The following is a 14,747-nucleotide window of genomic DNA, read 5'->3' on the forward strand; positions in this document are numbered from 1 at the left end:
GAAAAAAAGTTTTGATACTAATTGGCAATAGCCATTAATATCAAAACTTTTTTATTTGGTTAAAATCGTTGTTTTAGAAGCTTAACTGATACGTAATTTCGTAAGACTTTGGCACACCAGGTTGTAACGTGACGTCACCTAAGTTTTCAAAGCGTGTTGCATCAGAAAGGTTTTGGGCTTCCAATGCGACACCCATATATGGTGCACCCTTGCCAAGAGTTAAGTTCATGTCAGGTGTAAATGAGTTAGCGGTAAAGACGACTAATCCATTACGGCTTGAATGTAATGTAACGGCACGTTTTGAAGCGTCATCGGATAACTTAGTAATGGTTTGATCCGTTGAAGAAGGTTCAACTTCAAAGATATCGTCAAAGCCTTTTTCGGTAGTATCCTGCATTTTATCAATCGCGGTACCCAGTTTCTGTGGTGTCGTAAAATCAAACGCAGTATTAGTGTTATCAAGCATTTTACCAGTTGGAATCTTTTCGGTATCAACGTCCATGTGACGATGGCTATTGAGTTGCAATGTTTGGTTTTTGATGGTTGTTTCATCACTAACGTTGAAGTACGTATGATAAGTTGGGTTGAAAATAGTGTTTTCATCTGATTCACCAGTAAATTGAACGCCGAGTGTATTATCGTTCTTCAAAGTATAGGTAACGGTTACAGAAATGGCAGGAAAATCACCAGGATTTGAATCAAAGTGGTGATTCAGAGTAAGTCTGGCATCACTAGTGTTTGATTCAAGCTCGCCATCCCAGTTAACTGAGTGGAAGCCATTAGGACCACCGTGAAGGGTATTTTGACCTTCGTTTGGTGTGACCTTAGTAGTTTTGCCGTCGATGGTAAATTCACCTTTTTTGATACGGCCTGCTGCGGTCCCAATCATCATGTTTACGTAGAATGGGTTCGCATAATAATCAGCAGTGTGTGGGTATTCCAGTAGCATGTTTTTATGCTGACCATCTTTTGTAGGGACGCTCATTTCAGCAATGATGCCGCCTTGGCTGAGCACTGTAACCCGTACACCATTATCGTTTTCAAGGTGAAAAGCGGTTACTTTTTGGTCCTTGTAGCTGTCAAAATCCGTTTTATAAGCTTTCAAAATTAAACACTCCTTTTTAGGCATGAAAAGCAATTGGCATAGATATGCACTACTAAAACAATAGTAATCATCCGTATAAATGTCAATTGCCATTATGATATGAACATCATGAAAAACGAAGCCTGGTCAAGCAAACGCTTGGGTTTACTGTGCATTCTGAGGTTCAACGCAGAAAATATATTTTCTGACTCAAAAGTGGTTTGAAACTAAAAAGTAACAAAAATAAGTGAACGGCTGAAACGCTGATTTAAAGCCGTTAAAGCCGTTTCTTTATCATTTTATATCCGTATAAATAATAAACATATTGATTTATTAGCATAAATATAATAAAATTCAATTTGTAAGCGATTTAGTCTATTAATGAATTTAAAACAAATTAGTAACTATCTGGAGGAATCAGATATGGAAACGAGCCAGATCAAAGAAAAGATTTCTAATGGGCAGGTTTCATTGGGAATTGAACTAGGATCGACACGAATTAAAGCTGTACTTGTTACAGACGATTTTACAACGATTGCTAGCGGCGATTTTACCTGGGAAAACGAACTGGTCAACAACATTTGGACTTATTCAGTTTCAAACATCTGGAAGGGTATTCAGTCCAGTTATCAAAAAATGGTTCAAAAAGTCAAAGCCGATTACGGCGTTGAACTGACTAAGATCGGTGTGATTGGCGTTAGTGCCATGATGCACGGTTACATGGCGTTTGATAAGGATGGTAAATTGTTGGTGCCTTTCAGAACTTGGCGCAACAACATTACCGAACAAGCTGCGGACGAATTGACCAAGCTATTTGATTTTAATATTCCACAACGTTGGAGTATTGCTCACTTATATCAAGCTATTTTGAATCAGGAAACCCACGTTAAAAACGTTGATTTCATGACCACTTTGGCTGGCTACGTTCACTGGAAGCTGTCAGGCGAAAAGGTAGTGGGTATTGGTGATGCATCAGGCATTTTCCCAATTGATGCCACTACTAAGACTTATTCAGCAGAAATGATTGATAAATTTGAAGCACAAAGTAATGTTCAACAATATTTCTGGAACTTAAAGGACATTCTACCTGAGATTAAAGTAGCGGGTGAAGCAGCCGGAAACTTAACTGCTGAGGGTGCTAACTTGCTTGATCCAAATGGTACGCTTCAAGCTGGTTCATTGATGGCACCGCCAGAAGGAGACGCCGGGACAGGAATGGTATCCACTAACGCGGTTCGTGAACGTACTGGGAACATTTCAGCCGGAACTTCAGCCTTTTCAATGATTGTGCTGGATCAACCAATGGATAGTGTTCATAAAGATATCGATATGGTTACCACGCCAGATGGTGCACCAGTTGCCATGGTTCACACCAATAACTGCTCGTCAGATATTAATGCTTGGGTGGGACTATTTGGTGAATTCGCCAAGGAAATCGGGATTGATTTAAAACCCGATGACTTATACGGTGCCTTGTTTAACAGTACTGAACGTGCTGACGATAACGCTGGTGACTTATTAAGTTACGCTTATCTGTCAGGTGAAAATATCACTAAGATGCCAGAAGGACGCCCAATGTTTGTTCGGACGCCAAATAGTCACTTTAACTTAGCCAACTTTATGAAGGCACATCTTTATTCAGCCTTTGCACCACTGAAAATTGGTAATGATATTTTGACTAACGACGAACACATCAAAGCGGATGTCTTCATTGCTCAAGGTGGTTTGTTCAAAACACCAAAGATTGGGCAACAAGTCTTAGCAGACGCTTTGGATACACCGATCACTGTTATGAGTAATGCTGGTGAGGGTGGTCCATGGGGCATGGCTATTTTGGGCTTATACACTTTGGCTAAATCAACTGATTCAAACACAGAAAACTTAGCTGATTACTTAGACAATCACGTTTTCGCAAGTTCAGAAAGTGAAACAGTGACACCTAACGCTGATGGTGTTAAGGGCTACAACGAGTTCATCGATTCCTATAAGAAGGGCCTTGAAGTCGAAAAAGCAGCAGTTGACGCAATCGAGCTTTAAAAAAGGAGAAATTTAAATGTTAGAAGATCTTAAACAAGAAGTTTACGAAGCTAATATGCAGCTTCCTAAATTGGGATTAGTTACTTTTACCTGGGGTAATGTTTCAGGTATCGACCGGGAAAAGGGCCTGTTCGTGATTAAGCCATCCGGTGTTGAATACGACAAGTTAAAGCCAGAAGACTTAGTTGTTGTGAACTTGAAGGGTGAAGTTGTTGAAGGTGACATGAACCCATCTAGTGATACGCCAACCCATACGTATCTGTACAATCATTTTCCAAAGATTGGCGGAATCGTTCATACCCATTCACCTTGGGCTGTTTCCTTTGCTGCAGCTAAGATGGACATTCCAGCGATGAACACCACTCATGCCGATACGTTCTTCGGTGACGTGCCAGCCGCTGATGCACTAACCAAGGAAGAAATCGAAGAAGATTACGAAGGCAACACTGGTAAGACAATCGTTAAGACCTTCAAGGAACGCGGGTTAGATTACGAAGCCGTACCTGCTGCCTTAGTTAGTCAACATGGCCCATTTGCCTGGGGTCCAACACCAGACAAGGCGGTTTATAACTCTAAGGTTCTAGAAGTAGTTGCTGAAGAAGATTTCCACACCATGCAGCTGACTCACCAGAGTTCCGCGTTGCCACAATATCTTTTGGATAAGCACTATTACCGTAAGCATGGTTCCAACGCTTACTATGGTCAAAACAACGCGCATTCAAAAGACCATGCAGCTCGTTCATAAACTAAGGTTACTAAATTAAAAGAGGAGATTTTTTATTATGTTAAGTACCCCAGATTACAAGTTTTGGTTTGTTACTGGTAGTCAATTCTTATACGGTGACGAACAGTTAAAGTCCGTTGAAAAAGATGCCAAGGATATCGTTGATAAGTTAAACAAGTCCGGTAACTTACCTTACCCAATCGAATTTAAGTTAACTGCCACTACAGCTGATAACATCACCCAGTTAATGAAGGATGCCAACCATGATGACTCCGTTGCCGGTGTGATCACTTGGATGCATACTTTCAGTCCTGCTAAGATGTGGATCCGTGGAACACAATTATTGCAGAAGCCATTATTACACTTGGCTACCCAATACTTGAACCATATTCCATACGAGACCATCGACATGGACTACATGAACTTGAACCAAAGTGCCCATGGTGACCGTGAATACGGCTTCATCAATGCACGTCTCCGTTTAAACAATAAAGTTGTTTACGGCTGGTGGGGCGATGAAGATGTTCAAAAAGAAATCGCTGACTGGCAAGACGTTGCCGTTGCTTACAACGAAAGCTTTAAGCTTAAAGTTGTGCTCTTTGGTGACAAGATGCGTAACGTTGCCGTAACTGATGGTGATAAGATCGAAGCCCAAATCCAACTTGGCTGGACTGCTGACTACTATGCTGTTGGTGATTTAGTTGCTGAAATGGATAAGGTTACTGATGCTGACATTGACCAAAAGTACGATGAATTAGCTAAGACTTACACCATGAACCCTGGCGATAACGATGAAGCTTTCTTCGAAGACCACGTTAAGTACCAAATCCGTGAATACTTCGGCTTGAAGCGCTTTATGGATGCTCATGGTTACACGGCCTTCTCAGATAACTTTGAAGACTTATACGGCATGAAGGAATTACCTGGCTTGGCTACTCAATTGTTGATGGCTGAAGGTTATGGCTTCGCTGGTGAAGGTGACTGGAAGACTGCCGCTCTTGACCGTTTGATGAAGATCATTAGCCACAACAAGCGGACTGCCTTCATGGAAGACTACACCCTTGATTTACGTAAGGGTCACGAAGCAATCCTCGGTTCACATATGTTGGAAGTTGACCCAACCTTAGCTACTGATAAGCCTAAGATTGAAGTTCACCCATTGGACATCGGTGGTAAGGAAGATCCAGCTCGTTTGGTCTTTGCCGGTGGTGAAGGCGACGCTATTGACGTTACCTTGGCTGACTTTGGTGACGAATATCGGATGATCATGTACGAAGTAGATGGTCACAAGGCAGAGTCAATGCCTAAAATGCCAGTTGCTAAGCAGATGTGGACTCCTAAAGCTGGCCTGAAGAACGGTGCCACTCAATGGATCGAAAATGGTGGTGGTCACCACACTGTCTTCTCATTCGGTGTTACTGCTCAGCAAATGGAAGACTTTGCTAAGATGGTTAACTTGCATTTAATTAACATCAAGTAATCGTTTAAAGAAATCTATCATATTATTTGAAAACAAACAGTAGAAGCACAGCATTGTCCCGTTTTGGAGACTGTCTGTGCTTTTACTGTACAGTCATTCAAATTCAGGAATGGGAGAAATTAATCACATGAAATATCGACATTTAGGTAAGCAGGGATTACGAGTCAGCGAATTAGCATTGGGAAGTTGGATGACTGATGTCAGTGCACCTGATAAACAGGAGCTGGCTGCTCAAAGTATTCAATTAGCGTATGAGAGTGGCATCAATTATTTTGATTGCGCTGATGCTTATAGTGGCGGTGCGGCAGAGAAATTTCTTGGCAAGACGCTAAAGCAATTCCCACGTAAAGAACTCGTAATATCCAGCAAAGTCTTTTTCCCTACTGACAAGGGTGTAAATGATCGCGGTTTATCACGGAAACATATCATGGAATCAATTGAGACGTCCTTAACCAACATGCAAACTGACTACTTAGATCTCTACTTCTGCCACCGATTTGATCCAGAAACGCCATTAGCAGAAACGTTGCAGGCTTTAAGCGACTTAGTGGATCAAGGTAAAATACTGTACTACGGTGTCAGTGAATGGCGTCCAGTCCAAATTCTGGAAGCTCAGTTAATTATTCAGGAACGTGGCTTACACCCAATGGCAGTGGTTCAACCTCAATACAACATGTTTGATCGGTATATTGAACATGAATTATTGGACGTTTGCGGCAAACTTGGGTTAGGCGTAGTGCCGTTTTCACCGCTTTCTCAGGGCTTGCTTACAGGTAAGTATCGAAAGGGTCAGCCGATTCCTGCAGGCTCTCGTGCAACGTATCAAGACCAGATTAAGGCATTGCTGACGGATGATAACTTGGATAAGGTTGAAGGCTTAATTAAGATGGCCGATGAACTTGATACTGATCTATCCACCTTTGCTTTAGCTTGGGCGCTTCTGGATCCACGGATTTCCAGTTTGATTACCGGTGCTAGCAAACCCGAGCAGCTGAAAAATAATTTAAAAGCGATTGATTTAGAGATTCCTGCTGAGTTTTACCCACGGATTGATAAGTTGTTTGGTTTCAAGAAATTTTCACGACAAATTGGTTAATAAATGTTTAAAGTAAGTATCATAAAAGCGCTGATAAGCTTTCGAGTTGAGAAAGTTTATCAGCGCTTTTTGTTCATTGATACGTGAAGGATTAACTGTAAAACAGCTTCATTTCAATATCTTGATTATAGTTGCCAAACCCCTTACCAAAAATCGTGCAACCACCGTTATTTTTGGCGTTCTTTTTAATACCGTAACGAACTGCAAAGGTTTGTTTATGAGTATCAATATCCTCCAACGAAACATCGGTGAATGGCTGACCATCTAGAAAGCTGCCATCGTGAGTTAAACGCAGTGTCTTCATGATACCGTACTGGTTAACGTTGTCAGGCACCCATTCAGGGGTATATTTACCACGAGTATCGGAGAAGTCACCGGGAGCTGTCCAGGTGCCGATTTCGGTACCATTGATATAAAAGGTAATGTCGGAGGGCCAAACGTTATTAGAGAACGGGAATTCCGAGCCTAACTCCATGGAAAGGTCTAGCATCTCTAACTTATTGTCTTCAGTGAGGTAGTCAGGAAATTGGTACTCGACAAAGCCGTTACACCACCAAATCATACCAGCAGAAATTCTGTCTGGGTCCATAAAATACGCTGGGTTATCTACTTTACCAATGTAATCCGTTTTACCAGCTAGGCCACAGGAAGGCTCGACGGAAAAATTAGTGAAGTGACCTACTGGAACTTGAGTGTTGTAGGATTCAAATTCGGAATAAATGGTTTGGGGAAAATGAACGTTGATCTTATCAACCGTTAAGCGAGAGACCTTATTATGACCTACTCGCTCAAACTTAATAATGCCGGCATCTGCCAGCTTGTTCAGATGCTGCAACACGATGGTGCCGCTGAGATTAAGTGCGGATGCCAGCTCCCGTACACTCATCTTACGAATCGAGAGTTTTTGAATAATTTTTAGACGGACTGGGCTTGCCAAAGCTTTATAGACGGGTAGTGAACTTTCTGAGATATCAGATTCCATAAACGTAACCTCCAATGTTTTGAAAGATTGTGATTAAATTATCAAATTGTTCATCTTTAAGAATAAATTTGTATCCTCACTCATTATAGCAATGTTTTTATTGTTTTTAAATCATGCCAATAAATTGATTTGAAAAAATTCCAAATAATTGTGTGATTAATTAGGATGACTGGCTTTTTCCTGAGTTTAAATAAGAACGTATTATCCCTAAACAGCTGTTAGCTAGCTATTAGTTTAGGATGTTAATTTAATATATAAAAATATTAGGGTAATATAAATGGTTATTTTTAATAAAAATAACTGAAATAATCGGAAAAGTCATTCAATAAATATTTTTTAAAATTTTGAATTTATCAGTATAAAAATATCAAATTTACTTTTTGTAAGGATACAATTTCTTCACAAAAGCATTTTGAACAATATTTTTATTGGTTAAAATGCAAAAAGTTTGGAAAAACATTAAAAACCATGTTGTAATCGCTTTCGGTTCATCATATGATAATCACGTGCACAAGAGGTCAACAAACTACGTAGTAAAAAGTTTAAGGAGAGTATCTAAATGGCGAATACAAATCAATATATTAATCCGCTGATTATCCAACGTGCGGATCCCTATATTTACAAACACACTGATGGTTATTATTACTTCACTGCTTCAGTGCCTGCATACAATTTGATTGAAATCCGTCGGGCTAAAACATTAGCTGGTTTAGCACATGCAGCTCCACGGACGATTTGGCGCAAACATGAAAACGGTCCCATGAGTCAGTTAATTTGGGCACCTGAAATTCACTATATCGATGGTAAGTGGTTCATTTACTTTGCTGCTGCAGAGACAACGGCGTTAGATGAAAACGGGATGTTCCAGCATCGGATGTTCTGCATTGAATGTGATGAAGAAAATCCAATGACCAGTGAAGATAACTGGATTGAACGCGGTCAAGTGAAGACTAACATGGATACGTTTTCATTGGATGCCACTTGTTTCGAAGCAAATGGCAAGCTGTACTATGTCTGGGCACAAAAAGATAAAGCCATTCGCGGTAATTCTAATTTATATATCGCCGAAATGGAAAATCCTTGGACTCTGAAAACTGATCCAGTCATGTTATCAAAGCCTGAATTCGATTGGGAAATCAAAGGATTCTGGGTTAACGAAGGACCAGCTATTATCCACAGAAATGGTCGTTATTTCTTGACCTATTCTGCTAGTGCTACTGATGAAAACTATGCAATGGGTATGCTCACCGTTAAAGATGACGTTGATCTACTGGATGCTTCTAACTGGTCAAAATCGAAGGAACCAGTTTTCCAAAGCGACCTAGAGACTCATCAATATGGTCCTGGACATAACTCATTTACAGTTGCTGAAGATGGCGAAACCGACATCATGGTTTATCACTGTCGCGACTACACCGAAATCAAGGGTGATCCGCTTTACGATCCTAACCGTCATACTAAGGTACAACCATTTACATGGAATGACGATGGTACACCAAACTTCGGTAAGCCGGTTCCTTATAATTACGAATAGAATAGGAGTGAAATATCTTGGATAATACTGTTAAAACAAGTAAAAAGAAGGATTTCTGGGGTTTCCCAGTCACCCACTTTACTTACTTCTTCATGTGGCAAATTATTAATGGTTATTTAACACTTTGGATGGAACAAGTTGGCCATCTAAACGGGACCACAGCCGGATTCGTATTCTCAATGATGGCTGGTATGTCCTTAGTATTCCAACCAATTTTCGGGGTTATTTCCGATAAATTAGTCTTCAAAAAGAACTTATTAGTTACAATTGCGATTGCTGCTATTTTAATTGGACCTTATTTCCAATGGTTATTCTTGCCACTAGTGCACATGAACGCTGCATTAGTTGCCGTCGTAACTGGTATCTTCTTGAGTTTCGTATTCAACGGTGGTGTTTCTGTTGTTGAACAATATGTCCAACGTGCCAGTCTTGCCAACGGTTTTGAATATGCTCACTCACGTATGGGTGGTTCATTAGCCGGTGCCTGCGCCTCATTCTTAGGTGGTAAGCTCTTCCTATGGAGCCCTAACTCAATTTTCTGGGCATGTACTGTTATGGGTGCCATTTTAACCTTCACCATCATTTTCAGTGATAAAATTCACATGGAAAATGCTGCTGCTGCTGGTGACACCTCTGATTCACTTAACTGGGGCTTAATCGGTCAGATCTTCAAAATCCGTAACTTCTGGATTCTTTCAATCTTCTACATTGGTACTTCAGCTTTGTATGATGTTTTTGATCAACAATTCATCATCTTCTTCAAGACATACTTTAACAGTGCGTCTGCTGGTACCACTGCATACAGTTATATGACTACTGCACAAATCGCTTTGGAATTCTTACTCATGTTCCCAATGCCATGGTTAATCAACAAGATTGGTTCACGTAATGGTTTGATTGCTTATGGTTGCATCTTAGCTATCCGGATCATTGGTAGTGCCCTTTCACCTAGTGTTGTTTGGGTTGTCATCCTTCGTTTGTTAGCTGGTTTCGAAATGCCTTTGGTATTAACTTCAATCATGAAGTACATTGCCGGAGCCTTCGATATCCGGGTTTACGCGACGGTTTATGCGTTAGCTTCTAATTTTGCTAAGCAAATATCCGTCTTCATCTTCTCTACTGTTGCTGGTAACTTATACGATTCAATCGGTTTCCAACACACTTACTTCGTTCTTGGTGCGATTGTTATTGTCGCAACAATCATTGCTGCATTATTCTTAACTAAGGAAAATCGTGTGGCTGCTGGTGAAGCTGAAGCTCCGGATGGTAGTAAATAGATAATTTTTAATGTCAGAAATCTCAGGACGCGTTCCTGAGATTTTTTTGTGTTAAATTCTGGAATTTACCGAGTCATGTCACACTCTCAATCTTGACAATTGTTTCAACGAGTTCTAACATGAAATTATTTATAAATATTGTACATTGATGAGAAGAGTAATCAATTTTTAATTTTAAGAGAGTGCCGGTAGCTGGAAAGGCATCATTGAAGGTTGGTGAAGATGAGCTCGGAGTGCTAAACGCGTTCACGCGACGTTTACGGCAAGCAAACCGTTATCCTTGCATCGCTTGTTTGAGCGAACTGAGGCAGTTCTATGGAACTGTAAATTTAGGTGGTACCACGATTGCAAATCGTCCTTGTTGTTATAACAGGGACTTTTTTTATGGTTTAAAATCATTTACTAAGAAGAGGAGTACTAACAATGCGTATTGATGCAAAAGAAGAAAAGGTCTTTTTGAAGAAGGTATTAGCAGCCTTTCATTTTTCGGAGGAGGATGGAGAATTTCTTGCTGATACCTTGGTTGATGCTGACCTACGTGGCATTTCATCACACGGTATTCAGCGGATCACTTGGTATACCAATATGATTAAGGACGGCACGATTGATCCCACTAACAAGCCAGAGATTTTACGAGAAACACCGACCAGCTTGTTAGTTGACGCTAACAAAAACATGGGGCAGATTGCTTCTGGTTTTACCATGAAACGTTTGATTGAAAAAACGAAGAAGTTAGGTGTTTCCATTGCGGTCATTCGCAACTCTAACCACTTTGGAACTGCCGGTTACTACGCTCGGATGGCGGTTAAAGAGGGCTTGATTGGCATTGCAACAACCAATACGCGGCCATTAGTGCTCCCTACGAATTCCTTAGAGGCCTTTCTGGGGTCGAATGCTTTTGCGTTTACTTTTCCAGCAGAACCGCACCCATTTGTTTTTGACGGTGCGACCTCAGTGGTTTCAAGCGGTAAGATTCAAGTTTTAGCTAAAAAGGGTGAAAACATTCCCGGCGAATGGGCCGTAGGTGAAAATCGTCAAGTTGATCAGGATGCTCAGCGGGTTGAAGATAATTTATCGACCATTGCTTTCAGTGATGACCGGCCAGATGGTGGTGTTCTGACCTTAGGCGGTAACTTGGAGAATAATTCGAACTACAAGGGCTTCGGTAACTCATTAGTTGTTGAGATGCTGACGGGTATTCTTGCTCAAGGGTCAATTTCTGCTGATACCAACAAAGGCAAACACGATTTCAGTCAGTTCTTCATGACCATGGATCCGTCACTGTTTGGGGATCTGGATACCCTAAAAGCCAATGTTTCAACGATGTTTGACCGCATCAGAAATTTGAAGCATTTACCAGGTACGGAAATCAAGATTCCCGGTGACCGTGAATATCGGCGCTATGCTGAAAACCAAAAGCAAGGCGTATTAATTGATGACAAGACGGCCGCTGAATTGGCGACACTTGGAGAAGAAGTTGGTGTTAAAGTGCCAGAAGCACTGTAAAATAATGATGACGTTAGGTTCCCGATTATCGGCAATCTAACGTCATCATTATTAATGGCTGTATTAGTTTAGTTCTGTGTTAATCTTTCCACATCGCGAACAATCATCAACTCTTCGTTAGTTGGCACCACCATAACGGTTACCGGTGCACCATCTGGGCTGATCACCTGTTCCTTACCACGAACTTGGTTGCGGTCATGATCGATCTGAATACCAAAGTAGCTTAACTGATCAGCAATTTTGGCACGCATATCAATGCCGTTTTCGCCAGAGCCAGCGGTGAATATCAGGGCGTCTAAGCCGTTTAATTCTGCGATATATGAGCCAATATAGCGGACGATTCGGTTAGCATACATGTCCAATGCCAACTTAGCTTGTGGATTGGTATCCTGAGCTGCTTCCAAATCACGTTGATCGGGTGACAGTTGAGAAATGCCTAGTAGACCGGATTTTTGGTTTAAAATATCGATCATATCACTCATCTTAACGTGCATTTTTTCAGCCAGGAATGTTACCAGCGAAGGATCGATGTCACCAGAACGAGTGGCCATCATGACACCAGCTAATGGCGTAAAGCCCATGGAAGTATCAACAACTTTGCCATGGTCAAAAGCGGTGATGGATGAGCCAGAGCCAAGGTGCAGAGTAATTAATTTTAAATCTGAGAGGGGTTTACCTAATAGTTCGGCTGCTCGTTTTGAAACGTAGCGGTGGCTGGTACCATGTGCACCGTATTTACGCGCACCGTATTTCTTGTAATATTCATAAGGAATGGGGTAAAGCGCGTTGATCTTTGGCATATCCGTGTACAGTGCAGTATCGAAGACGGCTACTTGCGGCACGTTTGGCAGCAATTGTTGGAAAATTTCAATGTACGTTGCTTCAATCGGATTGTGCAGTGGCGCATATTGAGAAAGCTCATGAATTTGCTTCAATACGGTATCATCAACGACGGCTGAATCTGAAAAAACTTCGCCACCAGCTACGACACGGTGACCGATGCCAGCAATTTCGTGCAAATGCTTAACGATGCCCGCTTCCTTTAGGTGAGAAAGAACCATTGCAGCTGCCAAGCGATAATCGATGTTATCTTGAGTGACCACGTACTTGTCGGCGTCAGGGCGCTTAACCGTAAAGACTGAACCGGGCAAGTTCAAGCGATCGACCAAACCTGAAGCGATTACCGTTTCATCCGGCATCGAAAATAGTTTCCACTTTAAAGTTGAACTACCTGCGTTGACTGCTAAAATTTTTGTCATGATATATTCCCACCTCGTTGTTTTCTATAACCTAAATATAAGTCTAGTCTAACGGAGAATGAAACCGTTTTCAAGTGGCAGTAAAAAAGATCCCGCTAGCTAGGCGAAATCCCTTTATCTGGTGCGTTTGGTGACTGAAAGCAATTTTCATCATTGGTTATAGGTCTCAACGTTAACGTGGTCTGGGAAAATGGTTAATTCACTGACACTGCCATTTTGAGGGTAATTGCCCGTTGTGTCGACACCTAAATAATCAATGATTGTGCGAATTAAGGTGCCGTGGCTGACTAGTAGAATTGACTCGCCGTTTTGACAGTGGTCACGCAGGGCGGTAAAACCTGTTTTAACGCGTGAAATTACGGCGTCATAGTCTTCGGCGGTATGTGATGGGTCACTTTGCTTCATGGCATCACGCGTCTCTTGGAGGCCACCAATCGCCATCAAATCGTCTTGACTGTGTTTGCCATACGGTGCGGCAATGCCGGCCCAAATGTCATCGGAATCTAAACCCTCGAAGAAGCCAAAGTTCACTTCACGAAAGGCGGGTAATTGAGTTACTTCACGCGGTGTCTGGTGGAGCTGATTTAAAATGATGTTACGGGTACTAATGGCTCGACCTAAGTCTGAAGAAAAAGCGCGGTCAAGAGTAACACCCTGTAATTTTTCAGCGGCTTGTCCAGCTTGCTGGATGCCTTCATCTGACAGGTCAGAATCGATCCAACCTTGCATGCGATTGAAGCTATTTAACATCGTACTGCCATGGCGAACCAGATAAACGGTGAATGAGTTCATAGTGATTACCTCTTTCGAACGTAATTTCTTTAATTGTGCCGGATAATTGATGGATGTGCAACTATGGTTGTTAAGAAATTCAATTTAAAGATTAATATGGACTTGATAGCGAAAATATCAGTATTATACTAAAAACAAAACATGGAGGCGTTGGAATGAAAATTACAATTGCTTTAGCACAGATGGATATTAGTTTCGGTAAACCAGCCGAAAATTTTTCGAAGATTGAATCGTTTGTGGCACAAGCCGCTAGTGAACACGCGGATATTGTGGTTTTTCCAGAAATGTGGAATACCGGCTATGATCTGAGTCGTTTTGATGATATTGCTGATGCAAACGGTAGCCAGGCACTGCATGTTTGTCAGGCACTTGCGCAAAAGTACCATATTATGATTCATGCTGGATCGGTTGCTACCAAGCGGGATCAGCAATTCTTTAATACCACGTATGTTTTTAATGAAGATGGTGAGTTACTGACTACGTACGATAAAGTTCATTTATTTGGCTTAATGCGTGAAGATGAATTTTTGACTCCCGGTAATGCTCAGGATCATTTCGAGGTAAAGGGGACACCTGCAACCAGTGTGATTTGTTACGACATTCGTTTTCCTGAATGGTTGCGAACATTGTCGCTATCAGGCAGCCGGATTATTTTCGTCCCAGCTGAGTGGCCAACACCGCGGATACCGCAGTGGCGAACACTATTAGCTGCACGAGCAATTGAAAATCAGAGTTTTGTTGTGGCCGTTAACCGGGTCGGTGCGGATCCAGATAACCATTTTGGTGGCCATTCAACCGTAATCGATCCGCTTGGTAACGAGGTTTTGACCCTTGGTGACGATGAAGAGTTGAAGACCGTTACGATCAACACCAGTGCGATGGATAAGGTCCGTGGGTTTATGCCGGTGTTTGCTGATCGGCGTCCTGATTTATACGAATGACACTGAGGCTCAATCAGCGGTATAATAGTATTCGT

The 14,747-nt window shown here is 41.6% G+C and carries 12 protein-coding genes and 1 other annotated feature; of the genes, 8 read left to right on the forward strand and 4 right to left on the reverse strand.

Translation table 11 applies throughout. The annotated features are described in order from the left end of the window. Nucleotides 1-73: 73 nt before the first annotated feature. Nucleotides 74-1,105, reverse strand: coding sequence for an aldose epimerase family protein (locus tag CES82_RS02050; protein WP_225364819.1), 1,032 nt, complete (start codon nt 1,103-1,105; stop codon nt 74-76). 402 nt (nt 1,106-1,507) lie between these two features. On the opposite strand from CES82_RS02050, the gene CES82_RS02055 reads away from it, so the two are divergent. From CES82_RS02055 to CES82_RS02070, 4 genes are all read left to right on the forward strand, one after another. Continuing rightward, on the forward strand, nt 1,508-3,121 hold the full coding sequence (locus CES82_RS02055) for a xylulokinase (protein ID WP_098823669.1): 1,614 nt from the start codon (nt 1,508-1,510) through the stop codon (nt 3,119-3,121). Between the two features lie 16 nt (nt 3,122-3,137). Further along, nucleotides 3,138-3,866 carry an L-ribulose-5-phosphate 4-epimerase gene (locus CES82_RS02060; protein ID WP_098823670.1) on the forward strand — a complete coding sequence of 243 codons (729 nt, stop codon included), beginning with the start codon at nt 3,138-3,140 and terminating at the stop codon, nt 3,864-3,866. Between the two features lie 37 nt (nt 3,867-3,903). Further along, the gene (gene araA / locus CES82_RS02065; protein WP_098823671.1) at nt 3,904-5,325 is read left to right on the forward strand and encodes an L-arabinose isomerase; all 1,422 of its coding nucleotides are present in this window, start codon (nt 3,904-3,906) and stop codon (nt 5,323-5,325) included. A gap of 127 nt (nt 5,326-5,452) precedes the next feature. After that, the gene (locus CES82_RS02070; protein ID WP_098823672.1) at nt 5,453-6,421 is read left to right on the forward strand and encodes an aldo/keto reductase family protein; all 969 of its coding nucleotides are present in this window, start codon (nt 5,453-5,455) and stop codon (nt 6,419-6,421) included. Between the two features lie 91 nt (nt 6,422-6,512). On the opposite strand, the gene CES82_RS02075 is transcribed toward CES82_RS02070, so the two are convergent. Beyond that, on the reverse strand, nt 6,513-7,403 hold the full coding sequence (locus tag CES82_RS02075) for an ArsR/SmtB family transcription factor (RefSeq protein ID WP_098823673.1): 891 nt from the start codon (nt 7,401-7,403) through the stop codon (nt 6,513-6,515). Between the two features lie 559 nt (nt 7,404-7,962). On the opposite strand from CES82_RS02075, the gene CES82_RS02080 reads away from it, so the two are divergent. The 3 genes from CES82_RS02080 to CES82_RS02090 all read left to right on the forward strand — a co-directional run bounded on the left by CES82_RS02080 (nt 7,963) and on the right by CES82_RS02090 (nt 11,720). Beyond that, entirely contained in the window at nt 7,963-8,937 is a 975-nt protein-coding gene (locus CES82_RS02080; RefSeq protein WP_098823674.1) for a glycoside hydrolase family 43 protein, read from the forward strand. A 17-nt stretch (nt 8,938-8,954) separates the two neighbouring features. Continuing rightward, on the forward strand, nt 8,955-10,214 hold the full coding sequence (locus CES82_RS02085; protein ID WP_098823675.1) for an oligosaccharide MFS transporter: 1,260 nt from the start codon (nt 8,955-8,957) through the stop codon (nt 10,212-10,214). 136 nt (nt 10,215-10,350) lie between these two features. Continuing rightward, nucleotides 10,351-10,577, forward strand: a binding site (T-box leader). Nucleotides 10,578-10,637: 60 nt separating this feature from the next. After that, nucleotides 10,638-11,720, forward strand: a complete 1,083-nt coding sequence (locus CES82_RS02090) for an Ldh family oxidoreductase (RefSeq protein ID WP_098823676.1) — start codon at nt 10,638-10,640, stop codon at nt 11,718-11,720. A 68-nt stretch (nt 11,721-11,788) separates the two neighbouring features. On the opposite strand, the gene CES82_RS02095 is transcribed toward CES82_RS02090, so the two are convergent. Together CES82_RS02095 and CES82_RS02100 are read right to left on the reverse strand one after the other, a co-directional pair. Next, a complete protein-coding gene (locus tag CES82_RS02095; protein WP_098823677.1) occupies nt 11,789-12,979 on the reverse strand; it encodes an acetate/propionate family kinase in 1,191 nt (396 codons plus the stop codon). Nucleotides 12,980-13,129: 150 nt separating this feature from the next. Continuing rightward, nucleotides 13,130-13,771 carry a histidine phosphatase family protein gene (locus tag CES82_RS02100; protein WP_098823678.1) on the reverse strand — a complete coding sequence of 214 codons (642 nt, stop codon included), beginning with the start codon at nt 13,769-13,771 and terminating at the stop codon, nt 13,130-13,132. A gap of 155 nt (nt 13,772-13,926) precedes the next feature. Here CES82_RS02100 and CES82_RS02105 point away from each other — a divergent pair, with 155 nt between their 5' ends. Beyond that, nucleotides 13,927-14,712 carry a carbon-nitrogen family hydrolase gene (locus CES82_RS02105; protein ID WP_098823679.1) on the forward strand — a complete coding sequence of 262 codons (786 nt, stop codon included), beginning with the start codon at nt 13,927-13,929 and terminating at the stop codon, nt 14,710-14,712. The last annotated feature ends 35 nt before the right edge of the window (nt 14,713-14,747 follow it).

The organism is Secundilactobacillus silagincola (genome assembly GCF_002583405.1).
In the GTDB taxonomy this organism is placed as follows: Bacteria; Bacillota; Bacilli; order Lactobacillales; family Lactobacillaceae; genus Secundilactobacillus; species Secundilactobacillus silagincola.

What these genes read in the sequence shown, in the direction of transcription:
- CES82_RS02055 (WP_098823669.1), top strand. Translation starts at nt 1,508, where the DNA reads ATGGAAACGAGCCAGATCAAAGAAAAGATTTCTAATGGGCAGGTTTCA.
- CES82_RS02060 (WP_098823670.1), top strand. Translation starts at nt 3,138, where the DNA reads ATGTTAGAAGATCTTAAACAAGAAGTTTACGAAGCTAATATGCAGCTT.
- araA (WP_098823671.1), top strand. Translation starts at nt 3,904, where the DNA reads ATGTTAAGTACCCCAGATTACAAGTTTTGGTTTGTTACTGGTAGTCAA.
- CES82_RS02070 (WP_098823672.1), top strand. Translation starts at nt 5,453, where the DNA reads ATGAAATATCGACATTTAGGTAAGCAGGGATTACGAGTCAGCGAATTA.
- CES82_RS02075 (WP_098823673.1), bottom strand. Translation starts at nt 7,403, where the DNA reads ATGGAATCTGATATCTCAGAAAGTTCACTACCCGTCTATAAAGCTTTG.
- CES82_RS02080 (WP_098823674.1), top strand. Translation starts at nt 7,963, where the DNA reads ATGGCGAATACAAATCAATATATTAATCCGCTGATTATCCAACGTGCG.
- CES82_RS02090 (WP_098823676.1), top strand. Translation starts at nt 10,638, where the DNA reads ATGCGTATTGATGCAAAAGAAGAAAAGGTCTTTTTGAAGAAGGTATTA.
- CES82_RS02095 (WP_098823677.1), bottom strand. Translation starts at nt 12,979, where the DNA reads ATGACAAAAATTTTAGCAGTCAACGCAGGTAGTTCAACTTTAAAGTGG.
- CES82_RS02100 (WP_098823678.1), bottom strand. Translation starts at nt 13,771, where the DNA reads ATGAACTCATTCACCGTTTATCTGGTTCGCCATGGCAGTACGATGTTA.
- CES82_RS02105 (WP_098823679.1), top strand. Translation starts at nt 13,927, where the DNA reads ATGAAAATTACAATTGCTTTAGCACAGATGGATATTAGTTTCGGTAAA.